This is a genomic window from Methylobacter sp. S3L5C (genome assembly GCF_022788635.1).
In the GTDB taxonomy this organism is placed as follows: Bacteria; Pseudomonadota; Gammaproteobacteria; order Methylococcales; family Methylomonadaceae; genus Methylobacter_C.
Genome location: NZ_CP076024.1, coordinates 4,445,459 through 4,470,938, shown reverse-complemented (window position 1 = coordinate 4,470,938; position 25,480 = coordinate 4,445,459). Strand labels below are relative to the sequence as shown.

Below are 25,480 nucleotides of genomic sequence, written 5' to 3'. Positions count from 1 at the left end.
TTTTCAGCCCCGTTGGAGATTTTTTCATCAACTGTTTTAGGAATCTTGAGGACAGAGAGCGGTAAATGTACCTAACACTCTGCCTTTAATTCGCGTTACCTAGCGTTGCGCAAACGTTTATTTGCGCAACATAGCGAACCTTTACGTCGCTTGTGGCTTTCCATGATGCACAAACCTATTGAATAATTAAACATTAACGCAATAGGTTTATGAAACTATTATGCTCATCGAATACCGGCTATTTTATTGCCCCTTTGGGGACACTTTAATAAAATTTGGTGGCCGTAAAATCACCGGTAAATATGGCTATGAAAGGGTTTTCAGCAAATCCTATGGTGCGTTACGTACCTTTATGCAGAATAACCCTACATACATTGAATCTACCTAATCAGTCTATATAATTGCTGGTTACAGGTCACTATTACCTATTTACGCACGAATCTTTACGGTCGGCCATATATACTAGAAAATGGTGAATTTAATAATTCACGGGGGCAAGAGGCAAATATGGAACAGAGCATGAATGAACTGATGAACCACACGACCGACATGGGCCAGGCAGAAATGTTTTCCAAGGCGTGGTACAACGAATATTTCCGGCGTGCGGCCGAAAGCCCCGCGCATTCGCGCTTCTGCAAGGCCGTTTATGGCAAGGACCTATGCCAGCACGGCATGATGGACATCGACGAGATGGATTTTCTGGCTTCATTGCTTAAGCCCTGCGAGAAGGTGCTGGAAGTCGGTTGCTCCAATGGCCACATCACGGAGTACCTCCATGAAAAGACAGGCTGCGACATCCTGGGTCTTGATTATGCCGATACCGCCATTGCCCAGGCGCAAGAAAGAACCCGGGATAAAGCCGCCACCTTGAATTTCCAGTGCGAGGATCTGAATCAGGACGAGCTGCCCGGCAGCGATTATGACGTCCTTTTGGCCATCGATTCGATTTATTTCACGGGCGATTACAACAAAACACTAACCAAGCTCAACGCCAAGCTTCGACCCGGCGGCCACATGATCATCGCAGCGTTTCAGGCTAAAGAAGATAGCGATCCCGACACGATCCTGCTGCCTGGGCATACCCGCATGGATGAGGCTCTGCAGACATTGTCATTCCGCTATGTCTATCACGATTTCACACCGAATGTCCGCAATCACTGGATCAAGAATTACGAATCCTCCCGGACGCTTCAATCCGAGTTTGCGGCCGAAGGCAACGCCTTTCTGTGCGAAGCCCGCATGGCCGAGAATGGCTGGTTCAAGGACCATGCCGAGCGCGAGACGCTTGTTCGGTTCATGTATGTTATCGAGCATAATGTGGATTTGATGCTGGGTTAGCAGAGTGATTCATCACGAACGACGCAGCGAGGTGGGTTTATTCAGCCCGCCTCAAGCGTTTGATTGAAACTTCCAATTTAGTCGAATTATATGACACTGGATAATAACCAAAAGAACGGTTTGTCTCGCGCCCCCCCCCCTGTAACCCTTAGTATCAGTGGCTTGTAGCCGGAATATCGACTTTAAATTCGACTGATATATTTTTAATAAGTTATTGAATAATATAGCCATTAACTATGTTATAGAATTCATGACCCCTGAGGTTAGCAGGAGAATGCCCTGTCAAACATATCTTAGATGGCTATTTTCGTTCATCTACCAATATAAAAATGCGTAATTGCATTCACTTGACCACCCAATTGTGATTTTTTTTCATAAACATTTCTTTATTGAATTAGGGCAGGTTAGCTACACTTTTATTTTCAATAGGGTAAAGGACGGTCTGCCATCTTTACGATTAATGATGTTTCAAAGTTAATAGGGTTGGCCAGGTTAAATAAATTGGGAGAACTTGCCTTAACCTTTTCATGAATGTTTTGAAATTGTTCGGCTGTCGCATCTCCTGTTATAAAAACAGTAAATTTTATTGTGTCGTAACCGTTCTTGACAGTGGGGTCTATTCCCAAAAAACCCCGTAAATCAATATCTCCAGTTGTTTCTATGCGCAAAATATCTATTTTAATTCCTTCAGCGGCACAAAGTGTCGCGTACCCAACTATTATGCAGGCATTCAAAGCGGTTAATAGATAATCTTGAGGGTTTGCAAATTGATTGGTGCCTAAAAATTCAGAAGGCTCATCCACTTTAAGGTTGAAATTTCTTTCAACCGTTTCACCACCCACTGAAAAAGCATTAATCTGTGTATCTGAGCGAGTGCCACCCTGCCATGTTGTTGTTGCGCCCCATGAGGTCATGCCTTGCCGCGGGTTTTTTGTAACTTGGTCTGTTATATTTTTTAGTGCGTCAACATCAATACCATTTAGCATAGATAAATCCTCATAAAAATAATCGTGTTTATAAATTAAGTTTGCTGAAAAATAATATCAACAGGTTAAAGAGTTGCTCTACAGAACAGTAATCTGTGAAACGAGAGGCTCTTTAGTCTGCATAACTGAGTGAACAATCGTAAGTGGATTACTAAGGTTTAATGACCTGTTAAATAAGTTACGATTAAGACGGTAAGAAGGGTTTCGCTAACGCCCTACCCAACCTACCTATGCAAGATACTCATATATTGCAAATCAATTCCTTTTGTTTTGTTGAGATTTTTTGTCGTGCTCAGGGATTAATCATTTTTCATCTGCCTGCCAATAATACGCATGGTCCCGATAAAAAAATGTAATGAACGGCGGACATCCGGGTCGTTTAGGGAGCTGATTAATTGAAACAAACCGGGTGGCTTTTCTAATGCTTCTGTTTGAGCATGCGCCATACGCACGGCATTACCGGCTGTCCAACCCATTGCTAAAATTTCTTCGCCTACTTTAGTGGTTTTTTCAAGTGCCGCTTCATCAAGAAATTCAATATTGTCGGATATGATTGACAATAAATCGATGATGTTGTTGAAGCGTCCGGCTTGTACTAGGGGGGTGGCTTTATCGATTAGATTTTTAATGCCATCGATGGTTGCCGGGTCATTAAGAGCCGTATCCGACATAAGTTTTTCTACATTTGTATTTAACTGCTTTTCTTCAGACATAAGTAATTCCTCTGTAATCAAACTATTCCACGCGCAACAGCCCAATAAATGCCGCGATTAAACGTTTTACGCATTAATCCCCCGAGCTTGGTAGGTGGTGCGATCTGTACATCATGCTTATAGTCGTACCAGAGTGGCATGCCGGCTTCCAATCCCATCTGAGCGATTGCCTGTACTTTCCCATCATAGATAGCAGAGGTGTAACCGCGACGAATTTCCGAGGCGATATTTTCCACGACGACAGGTGATTGGTTATGACAAGTGCCACCAGCTTTACTAACCGGCAAATCAACGGTATCTCCCATCACATAGACATTATCGGTACCGTACATTTTCAAGGTTTCAAAGTCGGTAGGTAACCATCCTTCATTATTTTGGGCTTGTGACTTCCCTGAATTAATGACGGCATCTACTGCGCGAATAGGTGGAGTGGCCATTAAAATATCGAATTCTTGAGAATTACCTTCCTCCGAATAAGCTATTTTTGCTTCGGGATCGACCTTATCTAAAGTAAAACCGCGTTGATATTTAATATTTTTACTATCGAAAATGGTAGGCAATACATCGCAGGTTGGTTTCTGTAAAAATAAACAATTACGCAATAATTGAGAGACGGTTGGATAGCTGTAAATAATCTCTACACGTTCTCGCACGCCGCGTTTACGTAAATATTCATCAAGCATTAACGTGGTTTCGATAGGGGCAATGCCGCATTGATGAGGTACATTGGGCGTTTTAGGGAAATTGACCGTAATAAATATGCGACCCTCTTCGATGGTGCGTAATTTATGCGCGAGTTGTTGGGCCGCTTTAGTCTGATAAAAATGATCGCCTGCCTCTTTCAGCCCTTCGATACGTTCTGGTGCCGGAATACAGCCTGTTGAAATAACAAGATACTCATAATCATAGCGTTTGCCGCTTTCACAGAGGACGCGATTTTGCTCAAATTCAAAGCCTTCCACACCATCGACATGAAAAATAATTTCCGGGCGTAATAACGAACGTTGTTTACGCACCAGTTCATGGGGATGATAGGCATTAAAAGCCACATACATATTGGCAGGTTTGTAAATATGGTTGGGGGAATTTGAGAGCATCATAATCTCAATTTCACCTTTTAGAATTTCCGGATAAAATTTAACGACTAAATTATTAGCGGTCATCGTGCCACCAATCCCGCCGCCAACAACGATAATACGTTTGGTTGTGTTAGTCATAATGACTCCTTTAATAGGTTATTCATTAAAGAGTCAACTTGCAGAAGCATGCTAACCATAAAAATATAGCGCCAAGTACAAGAAGATTCGTTTTAATTAGTTAGTCGATACGTTTAAGTGCGCCGGAAGGGCATTGATTGATAACTTTAACGGCTTCAGCAGAAGTCGCTTTATCAGGCTCGATAATAAATTGTCCGTCTACCACTTTAAATACCTCAGGCAGTGATTTGACACAGTTGCCAGAATGAGAGCATTTTTGTTTATCCCACTGTATTTTCATGATGCTTAGCCCCTGCTATTTTCAGCTGTTGTTGGATTAATCATGGTTTTTACTTCGGCAATAGAATTTGCCGGAAACTCACCACGTTCCGCATGTGTTTTAATGCTTTGTTTATCGGGGGCGATGTAAATGCAATAGATTTTGTCGTCTGTCACATAACTTTCCACCCACTGAATTTGCGGCCCCATGTCGTTCAGAACGCAGCAAGATTTTTGTGATATTTGTTGCAAGTCTGCCGCAGTTAATTGGCCTGCATTAGGGATTTCTCGTTCAATAATATATTTAGGCATATTGTCTCCTATGCTGTTATACGACCAGTCGTATTTAGTTGGTTGTTAAAAAAAACGATATAGGCCATCATGGCGATATCGTTTAAAAGTTTGTTAGTTAAACAGTTTTTTAAAATGATTAATTCTTAAGTTTGTGGTGGAATGTTCACGGCTAATTCGGCCGCTTTCCAGGCTGCAATGCCGCCATTAATGTTCCTAATATTTTTAAAACCCATTTGTTGCATCACAGCCGCCGCCATTGCAGAGCGCCCCGAACTGGCACAAAGTAGTAGCCATTTTTTATCGCGATCCATTAATTCTTCACGACGACCTGCGTATTGACGGTCTGCCGCCGCTTCCAGTGTTCCACGCGGAATATTTAACGCACCCTCAATAGTACCTGACATAAATTCGGCAGGTTCGCGCACATCCAGTACTTGATAGCCTTCATCCAAGAGAGGTTTAACACTTAATACCTCTATTTCGTGTATTTGTGATTTTGCTTGTTTAACAAAATCCATTAAGGTTTTTTCTTCGCTCATATCAAAATCCCATGATTAATATATGACCGGATGTCTTGTTATTGGGCGTAAAAAAATACCCGGACAACCGGCGGTTGTGTCGTTTTACCTTGCTCCTAATCTAAAATCGACTAGACAACAAAATAATCATTCAGTAAGGTATCGAAAAACTCTTGCAAAGGTTGCACGGACTGTTCGATTTTCATCCGTAACAACGCGCCTTGCCAATTATTTATCAATAAGTTAGCCATGATTTCGGCACTCCTATCATTACGTACCGTGCCTTTATTTTGTGCTTGCAGTAACGCTTTATATTGCAGCACTTTGTAGCGATCAACAGCAGACTTTAACGCATGGTTGCACAGTTCACTGGTATCGCCAATTTCCCCCATCAGGTTGCCCAATAAACATCCGTCTTTGTATCCATTCTTTTCCACTGCAACAATAAGCTCTGCATAGTAGTTTTTTAAAGCAGATAGCGGGTCGACTTGTGAGTGTTGTAGGTGCCTCGTTAATAGCTGTATAAAGGGTTCTATATAATGGGTAATGGCTTGAGCAGCAAATTCTTCTTTGCTATCAAAGTAGCTATAAAATGAACCCTTGGGCACCTGTACGGCATTTACAATTTCGTTAATACCGGTTGCATGATAGCCTTGGTTCATCATCAGATAAACACCCTGATCTAGTAATTTTGTGCGTTTTGATAGCTTGCTGTTCATAGTGGGTACAAAATATACGACCGGTCATATATTTTGTCAATAAATTTTTTTCCTACAAGGGGTAGCCGTAGAATTCGGAAAAATTGTATGTTAGATTTGTTCGGCGACAATTACTCTGTCCGGACAGGATAGTTGACGCCGGATATAGCTTCTACTTAACTGTGCATTAAAAACCGGGGGAGGCAGTCAAAGCGATTTTATAATTGGTCTTTGAAATGACGTAAAACAAGTGTTTTCCGCTTAGTCTTCCGTTAAGCCGATAAATCGCCAAAAAATATCTGATCTACCCCTGTCTCTACATCAAATAATGTACGAAAACTATTGTCGGATTCAATCTGGCCATTTTCACTATTTGGAAATATATCCTATGGAGTTTTCCGTACATACTGGTTCGCTATATGCGCGTGTTCGGGTTTTGATACGCCCCCGTCTGCCACTGTTCAACAAACGGAGGTTTGATGAGCAACCTAAAAAACACCCTTTTTGGATAGTGAAAAAGGGGTAAAAATTTTAATATAACAGTCAATGTATCAAAACAAGTAAAGTGTTCATGAATCAAAAGATTGGTTACGCCAGAGTATCGACCGATGATCAACATTTTTACCTCCAAAACGATGCCTTAAAAATAGCCGGCTGTGATGTTATTTACGAAGAAAAAGCCAGTGGCAAAAATACGGAACGGCTTGAACTTGAGTAATGCCGTAAAGGATTAAGGGCAGGGGATACCTTGGTAGTTTGGTGATTAGACAGGTTGTGGGGCGATCACCACCTGATTTGGTGATGATTGTCGCCGAACTTGAACGTGATGGCGTCTTAAATTGACACGCGGTACGACGCGCACTGTTTATAACGAACGGCGATATGCAAAGGTAATGAACAATGATTGATACCGGGCTACCAAACTAAAATTACGCAAAATTTTTGTATAGGACGGTAATTACGACTATATTTTTCCGACCACAAAAAACTAATATTACTATTTTTCACTACTATTTTAAGGAGTTTTTATGAATAAATCAGAGTTGATTACCGCCATCGCTGAACACGCCAACTTAACCAAAACTGATGCTAACCGTGCGCTGGATAGCTTGCTAAAAACCATTGAAACCACCTTGGCATCTGGAAGTCCGGTAACATTGATTGGTTTTGGCTCATTCGAGGTTAAAGCAAGGGCAGAACGTAAAGGCCGTAATCCACAAACCGGCCAAGAAATTACCATTGCTGCGACAAATACCCCTTCTTTTAAGCCAGGCAAAGCCTTAAAAGACGCCGTTAACCATTAACGATTGGTGATAACAGGTTAAGAGCCTGCTGGTACCGGCTCTTAACCTATAATAATAATGAGAAAATCAAGGCAGGAAGCATGGCACTAACGAAGGCAGATTTTGCTGTACAACTGCTCGATGAATTGGGCTTTAAAAAAAACATGGCAAAAGATCTGGTCGAGTTGTTTTTTGAGGAAATAAAAACAACTTTGGAACGTGCCGAATCTGTCAAAATATCCGGCTTCGGCAAATTCGAGCTTCGTGACAAAGTTGCCCGTCCCGGAAGAAATCCGAAAACCGGCGAAGATATGTCGATAACTGCCCGGCGTGTTGTCACCTTCAAACCCTGAACCAAACTTAAAGCAAAAATTGACTTGATGGGCGTTTCAAATGCCAAATGAAAGCAATTTGTGGGCAATCATCAAACTTTAATTAACCCAAAAATCACAGGCATTTCAACGTAGGGGGCGACACGGAATTGGGAGCAAATACCCCGTTAAGGAATTTTACCGAACTGGGACCGCCAAGTTTGATAAAAAAGTTAATGGACTTGGATCTTTGTTCAATGGGCGCTAACGACCCTGAAGAGACATTCGGACATGGATTTAAGCTTCCTATTACCGGTTATTGGCAAAGTGGTACTATCGATCCTTTGCGGTCACCGCATTATCTGATCCACCAATGGCAGCAATATGCTTATTTCCGGTCATTATAGCTTGTCACCAATTATATATATCCGCTGATTGATATATTATTAACATTTAATCCTCGGTTCGCTCATTTTTATAAAAACATGATTATTAATGATTTTTTTGGCTGGTTTGCTAAAAAACAACACTTCATCCATTGTAACCAAATGAATAGGATGGGGCCGTCAGAATAGACGCTATTGCCACTTTGGATAAAGAATTGCGGTTTGACCTGACGCATGGCTTCATAGATTCTGATGCCGCCGAAATCTTTGTTAATGCCCCAACCTTGACCCGCAGTATCGCCTCCCCAGACGAAGCGGATGTCATCACGTTTACCGATGGTCTGAAAATGGTCGGTGACCGAGTCGCTTTTTCCGCGAGCGTTGGTGAGGTCTTCAAACCAGACTTTAACGTAAACATGCTTGCCTTCGGGAAGACCTGCCAAGTCTTTGCGGGCAGTAAAGTTGCTGTCTTCTATAGCGTAAGGTCCGGGGATAGTAGTGGCGTTGATGAACTGATCATCGAAGGCATACTTCAGCATCAATCGGGACGGACGGTCGTAACGACTCCAAATTATAGCACGCCCTGGTTCCGGATCGCCGATTTGTATGCCTTGATCCATCAGTGGCGCGTTGCTCGCTGTCATATTGACTGTCAATGAAAGCAGCGGCAGCAGGTAGCGGAAAAATTGGGTAATTGGTCGCTGGTTAAGGAGTTGGGTAGGGCAGGTTCGCCCGGAACTGTCTGTAAGGATTGGTTCGATACCGAGATGGAAGCGCAGATAGCAGGACAAAAATTATGCTAGGCTAAACAGAAAAAAGGCTATCAAACTATTTTATGAGTGTAGTGGCTAATGAAATGGATAACGTACGTATAAGGAATAGGCTAAGATGACCAACGAACCTTATTTTGTAAACCTTACTGCCAGCATCTGACGCTGTTAATGCAGCATGGAATTACCTGTTGAAACTAAGCATTATAAGGAGCCGCATGGAGTCGATGCCTGTTTGGCAAACTCAAACACTACTGCAGAATTACCACTCTATATGAGAAAAAATCCATTAATTACATGGGGATGCTGTCATTTTCATCCCTTTTTATCTGATCTTTCATCGGTTCTTCTGTGGTTGAGATGAAACATCAACAGAACCTGGCTAATATAAAAAAAATAGCTATTCCTATTCTTTGCCTGTTGCACATGACAGCGATTTTCTGGTGGACTTTACCACACAATTTTGCAGGTATGGTCGCAGAAGATATTAATCAAACGACTATAGAAACTAAACTTTTTAAATGGCTAAGTTTTTCTGAAAGCAGATGGCCAGCATTCTTATTAAGCCATTATATTGATATAACCGGTTCCCAACAATACTGGGATTTTTTTGCGCCACAGAGTCCAAAGTTTCATCAGTACTTATCAGTTTGTAATAACCTTTACAGGGAAAAAAAGTCTGGAGAAACAAGCTGTAAAGGCCCAATTTTATTTAGTAATTTAAAAGATAACTTTGATACTTTTACGATGTTTAGCAATAGCAGTCGTTACTATCGCTTAACGGAAACCTTGATCAATTTAAACGATCCTGAATTGTTACAGGCTTTTACGCAATATTACCAAACTCGTCAACCTAACGATTTTTCTAATAATGATTCTGCTCAACTACTGGTTCATCAATTTGAACTCTACCCGAACCTTAAAGATATACCTAAATCAGGTTACCGAACAGATAAGATATTTTGGGAGAGTCATTAATGCAGACTGGATGGAACAATCTATGGTTTAAGTTAATTGATGCCAGACAATATGCGGCCTTAAGGATTTTATTTGGTGGCTTATCATGCAATTATTTCTTAGGATTTTTGCCTTATGTGGACAGCCAGTTTAGTCGTTTAGGTTGGCTGGGCGATATTCAACAAATCGCTAGTCAGAATGGTGGTAGTTGGTCTATTTTTTTTATCCATACAGATTGGCAGCTCACGCTATTAGCTTATGCCATTATTAGCATAGGGATATTAGCCGCTTTTCTTATGATGATAGGTTGGCAAAGTCGTTGCACCGCCTTTATAACTTGGCTGGTATGGGTATCTTTGTGGAATCGAAATCCATTAATGATGGATGGAGATGATGCGATACTTAAAATGATGTGTTTTTATTTAATGCTATCACCCTGCGGAAATTGCTGGTCAGTTGATGACTGTTTACAGAAAACACCTCAACAAGTCATAGTTTGGCCATTACGTTTGATACAGTTTCAAATAGCCTTGGTTTACTTTGTCTCGGGCTGGGTTAAATTTCATAGTATTGAATGGGAAGACGGCACAATTATCCAATATGTTTTAATTCATCCCGAATATTCACGCTGGGATGGTTGGTTGCTTATTGATTATCCCTTAATAAAGATAGTATTAGCAGGAATTGCGTGGTTTATCAGAAACTGGGAGTTATTGTTTCCCATATTACTGCTCAACCCCCATACCCGCAGATTGACTATTGTAATAGGCGTTTTATTTCATTTAAGTCTATTATTGAGCATGCATTTACGCTGGTTTCCGGTGATTATGCTGTCACTGTATCCCGCACTGCTCTCAAATAGCTTTTTTATGCACATCGAAAACAAGTTAAATAAGTATAAACAAAGTTTGAGTTAAATCATTCAAGAACCTAAACCAGCCAGCTTATTAAGCTATTCTGTTATTTTTACTAACCAACTACCACTACCCTTACAATTACTTTGAGCATCAATAAGAATTTTGGCATAAGTATTTTTTAATTCAGCGGGTAGCGCTCCATGAACAGTCACACTGGTTCCGGGAGTTTTTGGCCCAACTTCAATAGTAGCAGGTATGCCTTTAACAGTGACTTTAATCGTCTCCGGATGGGTATTTCCAGAAGCCCTAAAAGAGAAGCTGGAACCTGGCGCAACGACTGCTTTATCTGCTGGAACAAAATCCGTAAATCGAGGTTTAGTACACGTATTTACACTGCCACTACGACTATTATCCCCTACACCGTAAGCCTCTGCATGACTAGCTACCAACATTAAAAAAACCATCCCCAAACCATGATATCGTGTCATTTTCAAATTCCATTGTATTGTTATTATTTGACATCCTTTATAGTAGTCCACACTTTGTTTATCAAAAAAAATGATGATATTCTCTGTCGGGTTACGCTGTCGCTAACCTGATCTACGTGACTGTAATTGCAAAAAGTGTAAACCGAGGATCGAAAGATGTCTCTTATTCACTTAAAATATCTGAATTAAACTGATTGTCAAATGGATAAAAAGTCTGGTGAATTTTTCAAGCAACATTATTTGCTTTTATTCTATGCTCGGTTATATGTTTAGGGGGAGAATAGTTTTACAAGCAAGAAAATTGATCAGATTGTTTTTAATAGTGCCAATCTGATCAACTCTAGTTTTACCTACGAATAGTTTCAAATTAGAGTTCAAGAAGCATTAAAATTAACGCCTATACCAACTAATTTGGGATGCTGAAATTGAAAGGTGAGAATTATGTTTAATACAAATAATAAAGAAGCAAAAAAAAACATCATAACTACACTATCGGTTATAGCTTGTGTGGTTATATGGATAATAATTCAATTGTTTCCAGAATTTCCCATGAAGATGTGATTAACATTATCAGCAGTGCAACGTAGATCTCAACAGCTTCGTCTTATAATCCTTGAGCAAAGTCCCCAAACCTTCCGCATTCAACCCTGCTAGAAATTCACGATAAATTGATGGTACTTCTGGTGGTAGGTTAGATTAAAAGCGGAAAGGCTAACAACTCCAATGAATAGTTAAAACATTAAAGTACCGTATATCTACGCTATGCAAAACTACAGTACAAAAAACTCATGCCGACCCAGTAACAGGAAAAAGGGGGGGGGCTGAAAAATTGATTACAACGCTTGTTTGGAAACGTCGTGCAAAACCTGGCAACACCGGTGATGCAAAAGTAGAATTACAGCAAGACGCGGACTACATCCCCCTATTAGAAACTTGTATGATGACGCCTGGATGACTACAGAACCCGCAATATTAATTCAACAACTAAGTAAAAGTTATCAAGAATCGGGGCAGCAGCATGAGATTTTTAGCGACTTGCAATTGCAGGTGAGTCGTGGTGAATTTATTGTTTTACTGGGCCGTAGCGGTTCAGGCAAGTCTACTTTTTTAAATCTGGTCAGTGGTATTGATCCCCCGGATAGCGGCAAAATTCTTATTAATGGTACCGATATTACTGGACTTTCCGAGCATGACCGCACGCTGTTTCGACGTCATCATATTGGTTTTGTATTCCAGTCCTATAATTTAATCCCTACGTTGACGGTTGTGGAAAATCTTCTGTTGCCATTGGAATTAATCAAACGGGTAACTCGCGCCGATCGTGACAAGGTCGCCGAATTGTTGGAAAAATTATTGTTATCGGATCGGCTTGACAGTTATCCGGATCGTTTATCCGGCGGTGAACAACAACGGGTTGCGATAGCCCGTGCTTTAATTCACGATCCGGATGTTATTCTTGCGGATGAACCCACCGGAAATCTGGATTTGGATACCGCCGAACAGGTATTGGCGTTGCTGGATATTTTAGTCAGGAAGTCAGGTAAAACCATGATTATGGCGACCCATAGCCAGGAAGTTATCGGCCAGGCTGACCGGGTTTTATCCATCCGCAACAAATTATTGCTAACACATGAATTCCTTTCTTAAACGCGCCAGCCGCAATTTTTTATGGCAGCATCCGTGGCAATTGGTACTGGCTATCGTGGGAATTGCATTGGGTGTGGCAGTTGTTATTGCTATTGATTTGGCAATGGAAAGTTCACTTAAATCCTTTAATCAGGCGGGCAAGGCTTTTTCCGGCTCGGCAACGCATCGTATTATTGCCAGTGATGGCGGGCTTGATGAGAGATTGTATTCCCAATTAAGGGTAGAGCAGGGCATTGCCCATTTATCACCGGTGGTAACCGGTTATGTAAAGCTGGCACAACCCAATCAAGAGAGTTTTAAATTAATCGGTATTGATCCGTTTATTGAAAAAGCGTTACATTCGGGTTGGCAAAGTCAGCAACAAGACAAGTCTGTCCCGGATTTTTTAACCCGTTTGATTACCGAACCCAATTCTGCACTACTGAGTGAAGAAACTGCAAAGCGTCTGCATTTGCAAGTCAATGATCAGCTAACGGTTATTACTGACCAAGGCATGCAAGCACTCAAAATAATAGGTTTGCTTACGTTTGATGACGCCGTTTCAGAACAGGTAGTGGCTAAGTTGATTATTACCGACATTGCCACAGCCCAAGAGGTATTGGGGTATTTTGGTCAATTGAGTTCTATTGAAGTGCGGATTGAGAAAGATGCTCCGGCAACGTTGGCGGCGATAAAAAAGACGTTGCCCGGTAATGCAGTGGTGGTATCTATCGATAGTCAGGCTGAATCCATGCGGGAAATGACGCGGGCCTTTTCTATCAACTTAAAGGCATTGGGCTTGCTGTCCTTGTTGGTGGGCATGTTTTTAATCTATAACACGATGACCTTTCTGGTTATCCAACGGCGGCGCTTAATCGGCAGTTTGCGTTTATTGGGCGTCACCCGGCAGCAGATTTTTAAACTCATTATTGGTGAAGCGTTGGTGTTGGCGATAATCGGCACTTTACTGGGTATCGCGCTTGGCATCGTCTTGGGGCAAGGGTTGCTGTATTTAATCTCGGGAACCATTAACGCCATTTATTTTCGTATCGACGCCGCTTCTTTAATGATTACCCCGTTACAAATCGGCAAGGGTATGGTGCTGGGCATCAGTGCGACTTTGCTGGCGGTATTGCCACCTGCATTTGAAGCGACGCGCTTGTCGCCGGTTAAGATTTTGGCACGATCGCAACTGGAATCGGGCAGTCGTCAGTTAATCAAAAAAGTGGGTTTAATTAGTGCAGCCTTGATAGTCTGTGGCTTGGGGTTAGCGTTTTTTTCTGGTAAAAGCATCACCTTGGGCTTGGCCAGTATTTTTTTGATATTGTTTGGCTTTGGCTTATTGACGCCTGTGATTACTTTGTTATTGATGACACTGATTGAACTGTTATTTGCACGGTTTTTAGGCGTTTTGGGGCGTTTACCGGCACGCATGGTCTCGGCTGAAATCAGTAGGACAGGTATTGCCATAGCGGCATTGATGATTGCCGTATCGGCTACCATCGGGATGGATTTAATGATAGGCAGCTTTCGCCAAACGGTTGCGCAGTGGGTCCATTCCAGTTTGCCAGCCGATCTTTATGTGTCCTTGCCAGGTGATAAAATGACTGCCGATAAGGCCTTGGCAGATCATCAGTTGAAGCAAAAAATAGCTAATCTTGACGGGGTAAAAATGCTCAGCAGTGCCTTGCACACCCAGTTAATTGTTGATGATCAACTGACCAAACTATCGGTATTTGAACTCAATGAAAAATCTAAAGAAGGCTTTATCTTTAAACATAAAGTGAACGACGACCTTTGGCACCGGTTTGAAAACCAACAGACCGTCATGGTAACCGAACCTTATGCTTATCATCACGCAGTCAAGCCAGGTCAAAAGATTTTATTACGAACCGGTCAAGGCGAACAGGCGTTTGAAGTTATCGCCATTTATGCCGATTACAGCGGTGATCAAGGTCATCTGGCGATAAGTCGGCAGAATTACCAGCACTATTGGCCCGATTTGGGTTATTCCGGTATTGGGATTTATGCCAATCAAGGCGCCGATTTAAAGCAACTGGAGAGTCGGGTCAGTCAACTACTGGCGGCACAGCAAACCGTGAAATCTGATCAGGCTATTTATAAAGCCTCCATGGAAATATTTGAGCAAACCTTTACCATTACCGAAACCTTGCGCTGGCTGTCTGCCAGCATTGCTTTTGTGGGTGTGTTTAGTGCCTTAATGGCCTTGCAGTTTGAGCGGACACGCCAGTTGGGTATTTTACGGGCAATAGGGATAACCTCCCGCCAGTTAACGGTACTGATTATCAGTGAAACCGGATTGATGGGACTGGTTGCCGGATTGCTGGCTGTTCCGGTTGGTTTTATCGTGGCTTATGTGTTGATTTTTGTAGTTTATCAACGCTCATTCGGCTGGACTATGGCCTTTTATGTTGATGCAGGCGTTCTGTATCAAGGTGTGGCCCTGGCGTTTGTTGCCGCGTTGCTTGCCGGTGTTTTTCCGGCTATAAAAATGGCACGGACCAAACCCGCCGAAGCGTTGCGTATCGAATGAAAAGGAAAGGGTGGGTTGCCTTAGGTCTGATGCTTTTACTGGTGATTGTTGGGTGGCAATTTTTTATAGCGCCTTCTGATATAAAACGGATTACTGAGCGATTTTTTAGCACCACACTTGCTAAAAAAGATGACGCTTTTAGTCATTTTTTATCCAAAGATGATCCTGGTTTTGCGAGGGCGTTAACACCGCAAAAGTTTACCTTCCCAATCGACCACGGCCCACACAATCCCTATCGGGCTGAATGGTGGTATTTTACCGGTAATTTAAAAAACACCCAAGGTCGGCAATTTGGTTACGAGCTGACATTTTTTCGTTTTGCGCTTAACCCCGAAACACCGGAATCAAAATCTGCCTGGCGAAGCAATCAACTATACATGGCGCACTTAACCTTGACCGATGTAGAGAAGAGCCGATTTTATACGGATGAGCGATTTAGCCGGGCTGGCAATGATCTTGCCGGTGCCTTAACTAAAAAATATCAGGTTTGGCTGTATGATTGGTCGGCAAAAACAGAAGGTGACGCAGATTTTCCGTTGCGGTTACACGCCAAAACAGATGACTTTGGTATTGATTTATTATTAACGTCACAAAAAAGTTACATTTTACAAGGCGACCAAGGCTTAAGCCAGAAAAGCTTGAAACCAGGCAATGCCTCGTATTATTATTCCTACCCGCGACTGGAAACTAAAGGTGCTGTCACAATTGCCAGTGAACAATTTTCAGTAACCGGTGCCAGTTGGATGGACAGGGAATGGAGCACCAGCGCCTTGTCAGAGGAGCAAAGCGGCTGGGACTGGTTTGCCTTGCAATTGTCCGATAACAGCGAGTTAATGTTTTATCAATTGCGGCGTAAAGACGGCCAACCGGATAGCAACAGTTCAGGTTCTTTTGTGCGCGCGGACAACGCAAAAATACCCTTGAAAGAGAGGGATGTCGCCATTAAAATTCTCGATAACTGGAAAAGTCCCCATTCAAAAATCACTTATCCATCGCGTTGGCATTTGAGTATTCCGAATCAGAATCTTGAGATTGAAATTATTCCATTACTAAATGATCAGGAACTCAATGTTAGTTATCGGTATTGGGAAGGCGCTGTCAGCATTAAAGGCACTAAAAACGGCAAGCTTATTTCTGGTCAGGGTTATGTTGAGTTGGCGGGGTATAAGTGAATTGATAATCATCAACTCTCAGGATAGTTTTTCGACAAAGCGTCAAATAGCGTACAGCTTTGTGCCTTTATTTGAGAAATTATAACGATTGTAGCCAGTGGATTGTGTGGATATAACGATTTTACCGTGAGGTTACCGCAACCTCTCATTACCAATCCTAATTCCGAGCAAACCGATGAGTTAATGATCGACAGCACGATTATCTCGCTTGAATCACTTTGTGTTTTGTGGTTATTTCCCATGAATACTCTTGTGTACGATTATTACATTTTACTGGTGTGATGCTACACTTTTCTTGCTATTTTCACACCCTGTCAATGGCCAATAGAATTGAGCCATTTTGGACCTGTTCGGCCATTAATCAATGGAAACAAGTTGTGCATCAAGCCTATCTCGGAGTGTGTTGATTTTCGTTGAAATTGATCGTCAGATCACGGCCAATGAGGTCCGACGGATACTCTCAACCAACGTCTGCAATACGTGAGAAAGCGGCCTTTCAACAACTACAAAAATGTTTCAAATAACAGGGCTTATGACCATCGAATTCACATTTTCATCCGAATACGTATTTGTACTAATTGTAATAATAATTTTTTTCTTTACCCTATAGATGTTTCTACAATTCCAAAGCTTTTCATTCGTGGATTAGGTTTTGATATGCTATATCTACTGGCTTAAAGCGTTGGATGGAATGAAGCGAGTCGAGGAAAGCCTAGGAACCGAATGCAACAGTGTCAATACGCAGCGGATCGTACAGCTTTTCTATTCGGTAATTATAAAATGAGGCCATCCCTATGAATATACGACAAATAGCATTTACTGGCGCAACAATTATGCTGCTAGCGACAATGCCTGCTTGGGCAGGTGGGGTAAACGGTAATAATGGCGTAGGTAATAACTGCCAAGGTAATAGTTGTGGTGGAGGGCAGACAGCGCAAGCCCCCTGCGTCAGAATAGTTGTCGCCTCAACTTTTAAGAAAAAATAAAATTTGAGAGTAGAAATGAAAAAATATAAAAGGTATTCAGTAGGCTTCAGAGAGCAGGCCCTGGTAAAAGTATACAATCGTAGTAATGACCAATCAGTTCAGTCCGTCGCAAACGAATTGAATATCCATTTAACAACCTTGAAGGCTTGGATGAAACAGAAGGAACAGGACGTCAAACTTGCACCGCTAAAATCAAAGCGTCCCGAAGATTGGAGCTCTGAAGAACGCTTTACTGCTTTACAAAAAACCTATAATTTGATCGGTGAAGACTTAAATGCCTGGTGTCGTGAACGCGGCGTTTTTATTCATCAGTTGGAACAATGGAAAGCTGATTTCTGCCGCCAGGATGACTTAGTAGACAAGCGTGAAGAAGCGCGGGTCCTGCGTATATTGAAAGAAGAAGTCCAAAGCCTTGAGCGCAATTTATTGCGTAAAGACAAAGCCTTAGCAGAAGCCGCAGCGCTGTTGGTACTGCAAAAAAAGTTCCGGGCGCTCTTGGGGGGAGAGGTCGAATGACTGGCCACGAAGAGCGCGAACAAGTGATTGCTTTACTTAATGAATCAGTAACTGCGGGAGCACGTCAAGCTAAAGCCTGTGAAGTATTAGGACTTAGTGAGCGTACCTTACAACGCTGGCAGACAGGTGAGACGATTCACTGCGATCAACGCCCCTTGCGTGACTATCAACCGCCACACAAACTAACAGCAATCGAGCGTGCCGAGGTGCTGATCGTCGCTAATTCAGATGAATTTGGTCATCTGCCACCGAGTCAGATCGTGCCACGACTGGCCGACCAAGGTAGCTATCTGGCGTCTGAGTCGACCTTCTATCGCATCCTGCGCGAGGAAAAACAGCTTACCCATCGGCGTAGCGAACGTCCGGCTCAAACACGAACAAAGCCACGCGCGGCATGTGCTACAGCACCTAATCAACTGTACAGTTGGGACATTACTTATCTGCCATCACTGATCCGTGGACAGTTTTTCTATCTGTATCTATTTGTTGATATTTTCAGCCGAAAGATCGTCGGTTGGCAGGTGTATGAAGAAGAAAACAGCGCCTTGGCTGGCGAATTGTTACGTGATCTCTGTCATCGTGAAGGGATACAGGCAGAACAGCTTATCCTGCATTCTGACAACGGCAGTCCGATGAAGGGATCGACTATGCTGGCGACCTTGCAACAACTGGGTGTCATGCCTTCGTTTAGTCGGCCATCGGTTAGCAACGATAATCCGTACTCAGAATCGTTGTTTAAGACCTTGAAATATCGTCCTAACTATCCGCTAAAGCCGTTCGCCGATGTTACGGAAGCGCGTCAGTGGGTCACAAGCTTAGTGGAATGGTACAACCATGAGCATCGTCACAGCGCTATTCGGTTTATTACTCCAGCGCAACGCCATGAAGGCTTGGACGACAAGCTTCTGGATAACCGTAAAGTCGTCTACGAAGCAGCACGTGCTAAACATCCGCAACGCTGGACTGGAAGTTCCCGTAATTGGGAAAAAATCCAGACAGCCCACCTTAACCCAGACAAGGTCTAAACAAAAAAATGCTACCAAGGAAGTGATTATTTAGAAAACAAACCAGAGTAAGATTTAACCGTCGAGGCGACAACTACATTGACAATTACCGGCAAGCACCCGAAATTGATGCAGCATCAGGAACGACTGCAATTGCTCTGCTAAGTGGCGTTTTATTGCTGGCAGGTGAAAGAGTTCGGTCTAAACGTTCATCTAAATCTGATGAATAACTAAGCTTTAGCGTTGAAGGGTATTTTTTAACATTAAACACAACAATATCTGGTTTTAATCTGAGGTTAATAAAACCGTCCTTTTGGGCGGTTTTATGGGTTTTGAATATTGTCAGGAATTTAATCTTAAAGACTCATCCAGTTTTCTTATTTAAAAAGGCTGGTTAAATTCATATAATAAATGGCTGCTTAATATTTGATGCGTTTCAATATACTCACAACCTCAAAGCAATTAGAGATTCGTTGGATTTTGCTTATAACGATTCTGGCACTGGAAATTATAGTAATAACCACTCGGCATGAAGCGCCTCAGCTCTTTTCGCCTCTTTCGCTGAATAATATCAGTTGGTCAATGTGGCTGTTTCATTTTTCGAAAGAGATTTGGCCTGCAAGTTTGTGGATTATTAGCGCTTTTCTCCTTATTCTCAGCCCTCGGCTTAAGGTGATTCTCAGCGATTTACAGGAGCAGTCGAGCGAACATCGCTGGTTGTCCTGGCTGATATTCCACCTCCTCGCTTTCGCGGCATTCGCAGTTGTCACTGAACTCATATTCGGCATACCCGCCAATCCGGCGCGTCTCTCGGCCTCCTGGTTTGCCGGTTGGTTTGGGCTGACCAGCGTAACACTACTGCTATGGTTGCTTGCTCTAGTTCCAGGTCATTTTTGGTTAGGACTGATTCGCCAGGAGTACACGGCATTGCTCATGGGATGTGTACTGGGAATATGCGCCTGGATGCTGATAGGAATGCTCGAGCGACAAGAAAACCCTCTCGGCCAAGAAGAATTCTGGAACAATCTGGCTAAACCCACAATGCAGCTTGTCTATTTACTTCTCAGTTGGTTTTATTCGGACCTTGTCTATCAACCGGAAAATTTCTTATTGGGTACAGTCTCTTTCCAGGTTGAAATTTTTTCCTCTTGTTCCGGTCTAGAAGGTATTTCCCTGATTACCATATTTCTTGCGATCTATCTTTGGCTGTTCCGTAAGGAACTGCGTTTTCCGCAAGCCTTCTGGCTTTTTCCTTTTGGAATAATTATTATTTGGCTAGCCAATACCGTGCGTATCGCAATGCTAATTGCAATCGGGTCATCCTTTTCGCCTGAAGTAGCGCTACAGGGTTTTCATAAACAAGCCGGCTGGATAGCCTTTACTCTAATTGCCGTTGGTGCGATTGCCATGTCGAACCGGATGCAGTTCTTTACCATTACCAAACCGGATTTTTCAGTTGTTAGGAGCAGCAAACCTCTTGCTGCCGCTTTGCTCGTTCCTTTATTGGTTCTAATGGCTGCCATCATGCTGACATCAGCATTCTCCAGCAGTTTTGACATCCTATATCCCCTACGTGTTGTGGCTATTACCATGGTAATTTACTATTTTCGCAAGTCTTATAATGGCCTTGATTGGAAATGGACTTGGCAAGCACCAGCAATCGGGACAGCGGTATTCATGATATGGATACTATTAGAGCCAAATGTTGATAGCAGCAAGACGGCGTTATCTCAAGGGTTGGCCGAACTTACCAGTGGAGCAGCAGCAGTCTGGATAGTTTTCCGTGTGCTTGGGTCGGTAATCGCTGTGCCTTTGGCCGAAGAGCTTGCCTTCCGAGGTTACTTAATGCGCAAATTTATTGAGAGAGACTTTGAAAATGTACCGTTCGGGCAATTTTCATGGTTTTCATTTATCCTTACGTCAGTGCTTTTCGGATTATTACATGATCGTTGGATGGCTGGAATTTTTGCAGGAATGGGTTATGCCTTGGCTCTTTACCACCGCAAGCAGTTTGGCGATGCGGTCGTTGCTCACATGACGACAAATGCACTGATTGCTATTTTAGTCCTGACTCAGGCGAAGTGGTCTTTATGGTCATGAAGTTTCGATAGGTAAACCGAAATTCACCACCAAATAAAACATAATAATTCAGTAATACAAAACATAAATGAAGTGTACATTTTTTCACTTCGCACCTGTCAGATCCCATTATACCGTGTAAAATAAGGTTTATTTTTAACTTATATTACAAACGTTAACTTTACAAGATATTATTTTGCAGATTAGTATAGGCAAGTTGTGAGTGGTCAAAAATGCATGTTTTTTCATATTTACTATTGGTAACGGATCTTATACACATTGTGCATGATCGTGCTAACTAATTCGCTAAAATGGACTGGCTGCTTTTCGTGAGCAATCTGTCATCCGAAAATTAAGGGCGAATGACAGCTGTGGATCGATTGAACTCAGTGACGAACGGCCGCTTTCAGGAATAGGATTTGATTAACCGCTTTCCGGTGATGAATCTGATGAGACGAAGGTCGCGTCGTGGCGAATATGGGTAGCTCGTCACAAGAATTGGGCTGCTCTTGGGAAGATTTGGCGACTCAACAGCTTGAACCGCCGACATGGCGATTAGCCGAACGATTACGCACCTTTGATATTGTGGGGGTATTGGTCCGAAGTTTTGCACCCGGTTGCACAGCCAAAAACCAAAACCTGGTTTTATGGCAATGGTCTGCTTCAGCACCGAATGCAGCTCGGGTAGTTGATGACTTTGGCCGGCTTCCTAAAACCACTGAATCATGGGATGGGCAATAAAATGAAACTATTGATAATCACTACCAAGGATGTAAGAAATTGTGAATAAAGGGTTTTTTTCTGGAAACTTAAATCAGAAATGGATCAAAAATTGGTAGTGGGTGAAATCTGTAATCATATGTAAATATCAAGTCCAAACTCAACTTTATTGATTAATAATCCGATGACCGTATCATGCATCAATTCCAGCTTCGAAAAGCAAATTGTTTTGCGTACCAGATGTTTAATCCACGTCCTAAAGTTTAGATTTTTACGTTCTATTTTTTGGGTATTGCGCTTACCAATTTCATGCTTATCGGCATCAAGATGGCGTTCATAGGCACCCCAATTATCTGTGTAGTACCGCTTGATGCCAAATGGTTCAAGTAACGCTTTGAGTTTTTGAAAAACCACATCCTTACACTTGCCGAACATATAGGCAAGCACGGTGTTGGTAGCGTGGTCAACAGCGTGCCAGAGCCAACGTTGGTTGGATTTATTTCCGACATAAGACCACTGTTCGTCGAGTTCTTCCTCACAACCTGCGTCCTCTAGCCTGACGTTCAGTTCGCCGCTGGCACTCAGCTCAAATATTTTGGGATTAACCTGAACAAGACTGACGGCTTTATTTCTCAACGTGTTACAGTACATTCGCCAAAATTTAAGCAGCTCTTGCATGAATCCTGCCAATTTCTGCGGCTTGGAAGATACGGTCGTCGATTAAAAATGTGTCATCATTTTTGTCCAACGAATTAATAATCCGCTGCGTGTATTTTCGGGCTCTGAAGATGGTTTTTAAATCCAGCATACTGCCCTTGTTGGTTCCCTCTATTTTTGCCGATAAAAGCGGTGAAAAAGTGACCATGAACAAGGAGAAGTTAGCCGCATTATTGACTTGCGTTTCTTTGACATTCATAAAATCTTCCAACCCCCAATATTGCTTGGCATCGCGGAAGTTAAACTCGATTTGAAACCGCAAAGCGTAGTAGCTGATCAATTTTTCACTGGCAAGCTTTAGGTCATCACTAAACAACAGTACCTTTGCGATCCGTCCTGTTTTTAGGTTGGTCTTTACAATGATGGCGACATTGAGCAATTCAGGAAAGTTTTTGTGCCAAACGTGCACCTGATAGATACACGTTTGAATGCCTTTTTCCACGGCCTCGGATTTCCGATGCGCGTCCGTTAATGTTTCCAGTGTTAGTTTTTCACCGTATTTACGCGGCTTACCTTTTCCTGAATACTCGCCCGAGTAGGGCAAGTAAAGCGTTGAATCATGGCGTAGCTTGCAAATAAGGTGTAGCCCCGTTTGTATAACGGTTTGTAGGCCTGCATTGTTGCCCAGCGCGCCATCGTAAACAAAATAGACGATTCCCAAATTCAACCCTATCAGCGTTAATGCCGCATTAATACAGGCTTGCAACTGTCGTTGAAAAGACGATAGTTTAACAACTTTCCGATTTTTGTTAACACTACCCTTAGGCCTGCCAGGTTTCGAGTTTTTTGGTATAACGGCCTTGGGCGCACTGGCTTGAACATCGCCGCGCACCAGCTGTTCGGTGATTAAAGGGTAAGCCGTACGCGTTTCGACAGATAACAATGACAGGTTTAAAAAACACAGCTCAGGCAATGGCTTGTTGTAAATCGAAGAAAAAAAACCCCTAAGCCATGCGTTTCTTTCCCTGATTTGGTCACCATGACCTCATCCCCAATCAGCAACCATATACCTTTAGTTTCCTGTGTATGTTGCTTTATGAGTTGCCAACGTAACGCCGACCACGCTATTTTTTCTTTAAAAAACGCTGTACCGTCCGATAGCTGCCACCCTTTTCAGTCCAACGCGACAAACTCAGCATGGTTACTCGCCCCGTCATTGACAGCATGGCTTCAATAAGCAGGGTCAACTACTTTAGCGTGCGGGCTTTTAAGTGTGGACTCACGGTGCGGTGTTTAGTATTGCTATGATTTCATTCATGGTCAGTTTGGGTGCGAATGCTCTGTTAGAAGCGGTATTCTACCTTCTCTGACCTTTTTCCTTCCTCCGACATCTATAAATTACTCATGTCAATTGGCGAAGGTATTGGTGTTAATAACCGTATTCTTATCGATTTTTAGCACACGACCCGTATCACGAATACCACTGCCATTGATTGCCATATCAATCACCCGCTTCTTTATTCCTGGCTCGCAGGCTCGGTAACGATATTTCAGCATAAAGGTTTTAGTTGGGCAATCTGGCTCTCGGCAACGGTAACGTTGTTCACCGTGCGCATTATATCCGGCTGACGAAATATGGTTGCTGTTACACTGGCGACAGGTAACTTGTTGATAACAGGTCATGGTCAATATTATGGGTTTTAATCGAAATGTCATAACTTCAAGTATATTGAAAATTACAGATTTCACCCACTACCACCTATTGCTTCTGGTGCGTACCGGAACACATCCACTTAGCGATGCTATCGACTACCGGTATTGAAGAGTATATGCGCGAATGAAATAGTGCCATGCAGGCGCACAAGACCCAAAGTCCCGTAACGGTACGAAGGTGGATAGCTTCCGTCCGCACGCCGCCTAACTTTATACTAGTTGCGCAACCACCTATACAATCGCGCCGCAGCGTAATTTTTGAGCGCACGATATGCGTGATTGACCGTCTCTACTTGAAAGTAGTGCGCCCAACTTCGCAGCATGCGCTTCAACTGGCACACCAGCGCAGTGGTCTCTTGCAATGACATCAAGTAGGTGGTGATCGTATGAATAACTATTTGTCGCCAGTGGACTACGAAATACAGCTAAAAACTACTTAACTTTGTGTCCGGAGAAGTTTTGATACATCAGTTCCCTGTGTGCGGCACCGTACATACTCCCTCCCGTTTTATGCTTAAAATATGCTCAAAGCTAAAAATAACCCTAGTCCCGATTTAGTTATACAAATCTTTCTTATTTTCTTAATGTATTACTGGAAATTTACCCATGAAACATCTAATTAAATTTTGTTCTGCATTTTTTTTGGCACTGACCTTACTGTCTGCCTCAGGTTGTGCATCGATACAAAAGCAAGAAGGCACCGGTGAGTATGTAGACGACTCAGTTATCACCACCCGGGTAAAAACGGCCATCCTGGCAGATCCTATCTTGAGCGCTGCCGAAATTAACGTTGAAACCTTCAAGGGCGTGGTTCAATTAAGCGGCTTTGTAACATCCCGTGTGGCCATCAATAAAGCACTCGAACTCACACGCAGTATCCCTGGCGTGAGTTCGGTCAAGAATGACATGCGTCTTAAATAAAGAAGAAAACCTCATGAGAAGCACAGACTAAGCTTCTCATGTCGCCCATGGATCCGTCGATAAGATCGCCAGTCGGACTATCGGGCTAGCTTAACAAAATAGACGACAAACTAAAAAGCGTGGGGGTAATTGATTAAGAATTGCCAAAATTATATTATCGAAAAAATCTTAAGGTCGTTGCTTATGGTCCCACCGTTCTCTGAATATCATGGTGCGACTGGCATGGTAGTCAACTAACTGGTGGAAGTCCAGCCATTGCCTTGCCCTCCTGTGTGAGAATGAAGAATATAGGTGAAGGCAAGAGTGTCCAAAGAAACTCTGGATAGCTACCCAACAGGGAAGCGCGGTGATTGAGGGCTAATTAGGAATCTGAAGCAAGCGGGGGCCAATCGGTTACCAAAGCGAAAGTGAGTCTTCGTAGGCGGCAACAAGAGGAGGAGCTGTCCGCAACCACAGAA

General features: G+C 42.8%; 28 protein-coding genes and 1 pseudogene. 16 read left to right on the top strand and 13 right to left on the bottom strand.

What is annotated here, in order from left to right; genetic code table 11:
- The first annotated feature begins 519 nt into the window (after positions 1–519).
- The gene (locus KKZ03_RS20115) at positions 520–1,338 is read left to right on the top strand and encodes a bifunctional 2-polyprenyl-6-hydroxyphenol methylase/3-demethylubiquinol 3-O-methyltransferase UbiG (protein WP_243218527.1); all 819 of its coding nucleotides are present in this window, start codon (positions 520–522) and stop codon (positions 1,336–1,338) included.
- A gap of 422 nt (positions 1,339–1,760) precedes the next feature.
- On the opposite strand, the gene KKZ03_RS20110 is transcribed toward KKZ03_RS20115, so the two are convergent.
- The 7 genes from KKZ03_RS20110 to KKZ03_RS20080 all read right to left on the bottom strand — a co-directional run bounded on the left by KKZ03_RS20110 (position 1,761) and on the right by KKZ03_RS20080 (position 6,043).
- Positions 1,761–2,324 (bottom strand): OsmC family protein, encoded by a 564-nt coding sequence (locus tag KKZ03_RS20110; protein ID WP_243218526.1) that lies wholly within the window; start codon positions 2,322–2,324, stop codon positions 1,761–1,763.
- A gap of 299 nt (positions 2,325–2,623) precedes the next feature.
- The gene (locus tag KKZ03_RS20105) at positions 2,624–3,037 is read right to left on the bottom strand and encodes a DUF1641 domain-containing protein (protein ID WP_243218525.1); all 414 of its coding nucleotides are present in this window, start codon (positions 3,035–3,037) and stop codon (positions 2,624–2,626) included.
- Between the two features lie 17 nt (positions 3,038–3,054).
- A complete protein-coding gene (locus KKZ03_RS20100) occupies positions 3,055–4,254 on the bottom strand; it encodes an FAD/NAD(P)-binding oxidoreductase (RefSeq protein WP_243218524.1) in 1,200 nt (399 codons plus the stop codon).
- A 100-nt stretch (positions 4,255–4,354) separates the two neighbouring features.
- Complete coding sequence (locus KKZ03_RS20095) at positions 4,355–4,534, bottom strand: (4Fe-4S)-binding protein (protein WP_243217445.1); 180 nt, start codon at positions 4,532–4,534, stop codon at positions 4,355–4,357.
- Positions 4,535–4,539: 5 nt separating this feature from the next.
- Positions 4,540–4,824 (bottom strand): DUF4242 domain-containing protein, encoded by a 285-nt coding sequence (locus KKZ03_RS20090; protein ID WP_243217444.1) that lies wholly within the window; start codon positions 4,822–4,824, stop codon positions 4,540–4,542.
- 125 nt (positions 4,825–4,949) lie between these two features.
- Positions 4,950–5,345, bottom strand: coding sequence for a rhodanese-like domain-containing protein (locus KKZ03_RS20085; RefSeq protein ID WP_243218523.1), 396 nt, complete (start codon positions 5,343–5,345; stop codon positions 4,950–4,952).
- A 110-nt stretch (positions 5,346–5,455) separates the two neighbouring features.
- Entirely contained in the window at positions 5,456–6,043 is a 588-nt protein-coding gene (locus KKZ03_RS20080; RefSeq protein ID WP_243218522.1) for a TetR/AcrR family transcriptional regulator, read from the bottom strand.
- 550 nt (positions 6,044–6,593) lie between these two features.
- Here KKZ03_RS20080 and KKZ03_RS20075 point away from each other — a divergent pair.
- The 4 genes from KKZ03_RS20075 (at position 6,594) to KKZ03_RS20060 (ending at position 8,023) form a co-directional block, all read left to right on the top strand.
- A complete protein-coding gene (locus KKZ03_RS20075) occupies positions 6,594–6,740 on the top strand; it encodes a recombinase family protein (RefSeq protein WP_243218521.1) in 147 nt (48 codons plus the stop codon).
- Positions 6,741–7,050: 310 nt separating this feature from the next.
- Entirely contained in the window at positions 7,051–7,326 is a 276-nt protein-coding gene (locus tag KKZ03_RS20070) for an HU family DNA-binding protein (protein ID WP_243218520.1), read from the top strand.
- Between the two features lie 80 nt (positions 7,327–7,406).
- Positions 7,407–7,658: an integration host factor subunit alpha gene (locus KKZ03_RS20065; RefSeq protein ID WP_243218519.1), complete on the top strand. Its 252-nt coding sequence runs from the start codon at positions 7,407–7,409 to the stop codon at positions 7,656–7,658.
- A gap of 128 nt (positions 7,659–7,786) precedes the next feature.
- Complete coding sequence (locus KKZ03_RS20060; RefSeq protein WP_243218518.1) at positions 7,787–8,023, top strand: hypothetical protein; 237 nt, start codon at positions 7,787–7,789, stop codon at positions 8,021–8,023.
- A gap of 68 nt (positions 8,024–8,091) precedes the next feature.
- Here the strand turns inward: KKZ03_RS20060 and KKZ03_RS20055 are convergent, their stop codons facing one another.
- Positions 8,092–8,793, bottom strand: coding sequence for a PhoD-like phosphatase N-terminal domain-containing protein (locus tag KKZ03_RS20055; protein WP_243218517.1), 702 nt, complete (start codon positions 8,791–8,793; stop codon positions 8,092–8,094).
- Positions 8,794–9,132: 339 nt separating this feature from the next.
- Here KKZ03_RS20055 and KKZ03_RS20050 point away from each other — a divergent pair, with 339 nt between their 5' ends.
- Both KKZ03_RS20050 and KKZ03_RS20045 read left to right on the top strand, forming a co-directional pair.
- Positions 9,133–9,750, top strand: coding sequence for a hypothetical protein (locus tag KKZ03_RS20050; RefSeq protein WP_243218516.1), 618 nt, complete (start codon positions 9,133–9,135; stop codon positions 9,748–9,750).
- Entirely contained in the window at positions 9,750–10,646 is an 897-nt protein-coding gene (locus tag KKZ03_RS20045) for an HTTM domain-containing protein (RefSeq protein ID WP_243218515.1), read from the top strand. The genes KKZ03_RS20050 and KKZ03_RS20045 overlap by 1 nt, the downstream gene beginning before the upstream one ends.
- Before the next feature lie 35 nt (positions 10,647–10,681).
- Here KKZ03_RS20045 and KKZ03_RS20040 read toward each other — a convergent pair whose 3' ends face one another.
- Complete coding sequence (locus KKZ03_RS20040; protein ID WP_243218514.1) at positions 10,682–11,074, bottom strand: hypothetical protein; 393 nt, start codon at positions 11,072–11,074, stop codon at positions 10,682–10,684.
- Between the two features lie 951 nt (positions 11,075–12,025).
- On the opposite strand from KKZ03_RS20040, the gene KKZ03_RS20035 reads away from it, so the two are divergent.
- The 8 genes and pseudogenes from KKZ03_RS20035 to KKZ03_RS20005 all read left to right on the top strand — a co-directional run bounded on the left by KKZ03_RS20035 (position 12,026) and on the right by KKZ03_RS20005 (position 21,752).
- Entirely contained in the window at positions 12,026–12,721 is a 696-nt protein-coding gene (locus KKZ03_RS20035) for an ABC transporter ATP-binding protein (protein WP_243218513.1), read from the top strand.
- Positions 12,705–15,254, top strand: a complete 2,550-nt coding sequence (locus tag KKZ03_RS20030; RefSeq protein ID WP_243218512.1) for an FtsX-like permease family protein — start codon at positions 12,705–12,707, stop codon at positions 15,252–15,254. Before KKZ03_RS20035 ends, KKZ03_RS20030 begins: the two co-directional genes overlap by 17 nt.
- Complete coding sequence (locus KKZ03_RS20025; protein WP_243218511.1) at positions 15,251–16,426, top strand: lipocalin-like domain-containing protein; 1,176 nt, start codon at positions 15,251–15,253, stop codon at positions 16,424–16,426. The genes KKZ03_RS20030 and KKZ03_RS20025 overlap by 4 nt, the downstream gene beginning before the upstream one ends.
- A 794-nt stretch (positions 16,427–17,220) precedes the next feature.
- Positions 17,221–17,412, top strand: a complete 192-nt coding sequence (locus tag KKZ03_RS20020; protein WP_243218510.1) for a hypothetical protein — start codon at positions 17,221–17,223, stop codon at positions 17,410–17,412.
- Between the two features lie 15 nt (positions 17,413–17,427).
- Positions 17,428–18,953 (top strand): annotated as a pseudogene (locus KKZ03_RS20015) (IS3 family transposase).
- Positions 18,954–19,030: 77 nt separating this feature from the next.
- On the top strand, positions 19,031–19,162 hold the full coding sequence (locus KKZ03_RS22135) for a VPEID-CTERM sorting domain-containing protein (protein ID WP_371744912.1): 132 nt from the start codon (positions 19,031–19,033) through the stop codon (positions 19,160–19,162).
- Positions 19,163–19,361: 199 nt separating this feature from the next.
- Entirely contained in the window at positions 19,362–21,032 is a 1,671-nt protein-coding gene (gene xrtE, locus KKZ03_RS20010; protein WP_243218509.1) for an exosortase E/protease, VPEID-CTERM system, read from the top strand.
- A 447-nt stretch (positions 21,033–21,479) separates the two neighbouring features.
- Positions 21,480–21,752, top strand: coding sequence for a hypothetical protein (locus KKZ03_RS20005; protein WP_371744768.1), 273 nt, complete (start codon positions 21,480–21,482; stop codon positions 21,750–21,752).
- Positions 21,753–21,866: 114 nt separating this feature from the next.
- Here the strand turns inward: KKZ03_RS20005 and KKZ03_RS20000 are convergent, their stop codons facing one another.
- The 4 genes from KKZ03_RS20000 to KKZ03_RS22130 form a co-directional block, all read right to left on the bottom strand.
- Positions 21,867–22,409 (bottom strand): IS1 family transposase, encoded by a 543-nt coding sequence (locus KKZ03_RS20000; RefSeq protein WP_243218508.1) that lies wholly within the window; start codon positions 22,407–22,409, stop codon positions 21,867–21,869.
- Positions 22,393–23,376, bottom strand: coding sequence for a transposase (locus KKZ03_RS19995; RefSeq protein ID WP_256452035.1), 984 nt, complete (start codon positions 23,374–23,376; stop codon positions 22,393–22,395). The genes KKZ03_RS20000 and KKZ03_RS19995 overlap by 17 nt, the downstream gene beginning before the upstream one ends.
- Before the next feature lie 419 nt (positions 23,377–23,795).
- A complete protein-coding gene (locus tag KKZ03_RS19990; protein ID WP_243218507.1) occupies positions 23,796–23,945 on the bottom strand; it encodes an IS1-like element transposase in 150 nt (49 codons plus the stop codon).
- A gap of 371 nt (positions 23,946–24,316) precedes the next feature.
- On the bottom strand, positions 24,317–24,484 hold the full coding sequence (locus KKZ03_RS22130) for a group II intron maturase-specific domain-containing protein (protein ID WP_371744911.1): 168 nt from the start codon (positions 24,482–24,484) through the stop codon (positions 24,317–24,319).
- A 223-nt stretch (positions 24,485–24,707) separates the two neighbouring features.
- On the opposite strand from KKZ03_RS22130, the gene KKZ03_RS19985 reads away from it, so the two are divergent.
- Entirely contained in the window at positions 24,708–25,022 is a 315-nt protein-coding gene (locus KKZ03_RS19985) for a BON domain-containing protein (RefSeq protein ID WP_243218506.1), read from the top strand.
- Positions 25,023–25,480 lie beyond the last annotated feature (458 nt).

Excerpts from the sequence above, each read along its gene's own strand:
- KKZ03_RS20065 (WP_243218519.1), top strand. The coding sequence starts at position 7,407 with ATGGCACTAACGAAGGCAGATTTTGCTGTACAACTGCTCGATGAATTG.
- KKZ03_RS20075 (WP_243218521.1), top strand. The coding sequence starts at position 6,594 with ATGAATCAAAAGATTGGTTACGCCAGAGTATCGACCGATGATCAACAT.
- KKZ03_RS20095 (WP_243217445.1), bottom strand. The coding sequence starts at position 4,534 with ATGAAAATACAGTGGGATAAACAAAAATGCTCTCATTCTGGCAACTGT.
- KKZ03_RS20020 (WP_243218510.1), top strand. The coding sequence starts at position 17,221 with ATGAATATACGACAAATAGCATTTACTGGCGCAACAATTATGCTGCTA.
- KKZ03_RS19990 (WP_243218507.1), bottom strand. The coding sequence starts at position 23,945 with ATGCTGAAATATCGTTACCGAGCCTGCGAGCCAGGAATAAAGAAGCGG.
- KKZ03_RS20090 (WP_243217444.1), bottom strand. The coding sequence starts at position 4,824 with ATGCCTAAATATATTATTGAACGAGAAATCCCTAATGCAGGCCAATTA.
- KKZ03_RS20045 (WP_243218515.1), top strand. The coding sequence starts at position 9,750 with ATGCAGACTGGATGGAACAATCTATGGTTTAAGTTAATTGATGCCAGA.
- KKZ03_RS20110 (WP_243218526.1), bottom strand. The coding sequence starts at position 2,324 with ATGCTAAATGGTATTGATGTTGACGCACTAAAAAATATAACAGACCAA.
- KKZ03_RS20035 (WP_243218513.1), top strand. The coding sequence starts at position 12,026 with ATGACTACAGAACCCGCAATATTAATTCAACAACTAAGTAAAAGTTAT.
- KKZ03_RS20105 (WP_243218525.1), bottom strand. The coding sequence starts at position 3,037 with ATGTCTGAAGAAAAGCAGTTAAATACAAATGTAGAAAAACTTATGTCG.
- KKZ03_RS20100 (WP_243218524.1), bottom strand. The coding sequence starts at position 4,254 with ATGACTAACACAACCAAACGTATTATCGTTGTTGGCGGCGGGATTGGT.
- KKZ03_RS20030 (WP_243218512.1), top strand. The coding sequence starts at position 12,705 with ATGAATTCCTTTCTTAAACGCGCCAGCCGCAATTTTTTATGGCAGCAT.
- KKZ03_RS20050 (WP_243218516.1), top strand. The coding sequence starts at position 9,133 with ATGAAACATCAACAGAACCTGGCTAATATAAAAAAAATAGCTATTCCT.
- KKZ03_RS20115 (WP_243218527.1), top strand. The coding sequence starts at position 520 with ATGAATGAACTGATGAACCACACGACCGACATGGGCCAGGCAGAAATG.
- KKZ03_RS20085 (WP_243218523.1), bottom strand. The coding sequence starts at position 5,345 with ATGAGCGAAGAAAAAACCTTAATGGATTTTGTTAAACAAGCAAAATCA.
- KKZ03_RS20000 (WP_243218508.1), bottom strand. The coding sequence starts at position 22,409 with ATGCAAGAGCTGCTTAAATTTTGGCGAATGTACTGTAACACGTTGAGA.
- KKZ03_RS19985 (WP_243218506.1), top strand. The coding sequence starts at position 24,708 with ATGAAACATCTAATTAAATTTTGTTCTGCATTTTTTTTGGCACTGACC.
- xrtE (WP_243218509.1), top strand. The coding sequence starts at position 19,362 with ATGCGTTTCAATATACTCACAACCTCAAAGCAATTAGAGATTCGTTGG.
- KKZ03_RS20070 (WP_243218520.1), top strand. The coding sequence starts at position 7,051 with ATGAATAAATCAGAGTTGATTACCGCCATCGCTGAACACGCCAACTTA.
- KKZ03_RS20040 (WP_243218514.1), bottom strand. The coding sequence starts at position 11,074 with ATGACACGATATCATGGTTTGGGGATGGTTTTTTTAATGTTGGTAGCT.
- KKZ03_RS20025 (WP_243218511.1), top strand. The coding sequence starts at position 15,251 with ATGAAAAGGAAAGGGTGGGTTGCCTTAGGTCTGATGCTTTTACTGGTG.
- KKZ03_RS20080 (WP_243218522.1), bottom strand. The coding sequence starts at position 6,043 with ATGAACAGCAAGCTATCAAAACGCACAAAATTACTAGATCAGGGTGTT.